This window comes from Brevibacterium sp. LAARM3_SD1 (genome assembly GCF_057364765.1).
This window is the reverse complement of record NZ_JBNFOL010000072.1, coordinates 1-1,686: the sequence shown is the minus strand read 5'-3', so window position 1 is coordinate 1,686 and position 1,686 is coordinate 1. Positions and strand designations below refer to the sequence as shown.

Here is a 1,686-nt window from a genome sequence, read left to right as displayed (position 1 = left end):
ACGAGGACATCGTTCGAGTCAGTAGTTCTGAGGGTCATGATGATCAATGGGACGGTCAGTTCCTACTCTGCCAGCCAGTCCCAGACCAGCCACCATCAATACTCACAGTAGTTCTGGGGCGAAGTTCAGCGGTTCTGGTCACGCTCACGGGCCTCGCGACGCGTCATCGGAGGCCGCTCCCCCGCTGGATCCATTGGACCCGCTGGACGTGATGGACCCGCCGGAGCCTCGCTCTCGGGTCCTGGGTGCCCGTCCGAAGCTCCGGCCACCTCGGCGGACGTACGCTCGATCGTCTCTCCACCGGGCACGGCTGGTACCGGCGTTGACACGGTTGTGGCGGGCTGCCTCGGCGGGCGCAGGCCGGAGCGGACGACGAGGACGCCGAGTCCGGTCGTCAGCGGAATCGCAATGACCAGACCGATCGAACACACGAGGATGCTCACCACCTCCACCGACATGTCCCCGAGCGTGAATGTGTCCCACAGCGGCTGATCGTGCGCGGAGACGATGATGAGCGTCATCAGCGCCGAGCCCACATAAGCGAAGGTGATCGTATAGACGGTCGAGGCGATATGGTCCCGGCCGATGCGCATCGCTCGGGAGAACAGCTGACCGAGCTTCATCTCGGGGGCAGCGGCCGCCAGCTCCCACACCGCCGAGGCTTGAGTGATGGTGACGTCGTTGAGCACCCCGAGTCCGGTGATGAGGATCGCGCACACGATGATGTCGGTCATCCCCAGATCGGTCGTATCGACCAGCAGGTAGCCGTCCTCCGAATAGGCGATGCCCAGGTTCGCCCAGGACGTCATCCACGCACCGAGGATGCCTGTGATGATGATGCCGAGCACCGTTCCGAACAGCGCCGTCGACGTCCGCGTCGAGATTCCGTGTGCCAGATAGAGGGCGATGACCATGATCAGGCTCGCCGAGACCATCGTCACCAGCACGGGCGGTTTGCCGTCGAGCATGGCCGGGAGCATGAAGACGAACAGCACGGCACCGGCAAACCCGAGTCCGATCAGTGCGCGCAGTCCTCTCACACCGGCGACGAGGAGGACGACGATCGCGTAGATGATCGCCAGCGCCAGCATCGGAACGTTGCGGTCGAAATCGATGAACACGTAATCGGTGCCCATCTCCGCCCGGTCCGGGGACTGTGTGAAGTCGAGGACTTTGATCGTCTCGCCGACGTCGACGCCGGCTTTGAGCGCATCGGGCGTGACGTACAGGCTGCCGGCCTGCCCGTTCCCCTCCGCGGTGTACTTCGTGCAGTCGGCTCGCACCATCGGATCCGTCTCCCCTGGCTCACATTCAGAGGCGTCGACGGCGGTGACCGTGACCTTCGTATCGGTGGTGCCTTCGGCGGTGTTCGTTGTCGGTCCGCCGCCGGGCAGTTCCTTGTCAGGGCCGGACGGCCACAGCACGAACAGTCCGGCGATCGTCACCACGATGAGCGGGACGAGGCAGGCGAGCATGATCAGGCGAACCTTCGGCGACGCCTTCGGTTCGTTTTGGGACGTCATATGCATGGCGGTCCTTTGCGGAATGGCTGACCAAGGAGAGCTGTGGCGGTCGCCCAAGGGCGGAATGGCGGCTGGTGCTCGCCGAGGCGGCCAACCGCTATCGGGACTACCTGACGCGCAGCACTGCGCGAGTGTGGGCCGCCGTCGGGGTAGTATTGGGGGT

1 protein-coding gene is annotated in these 1,686 nt (G+C 64.5%); it reads right to left on the bottom strand.

Annotated features, from left to right (window positions below):
- Positions 1 to 125 precede the first annotated feature (125 nt).
- Complete coding sequence (locus AC2W7L_RS18485; protein WP_486005635.1) at positions 126 to 1,523, bottom strand: YibE/F family protein; 1,398 nt, start codon at positions 1,521 to 1,523, stop codon at positions 126 to 128.
- Between the last annotated feature and the right edge of the window lie 163 nt (positions 1,524 to 1,686).

Bases quoted from the DNA above. Each gene is read 5' to 3' on its own strand.
- AC2W7L_RS18485 (WP_486005635.1), bottom strand. From the start codon at position 1,523: ATGACGTCCCAAAACGAACCGAAGGCGTCGCCGAAGGTTCGCCTGATC.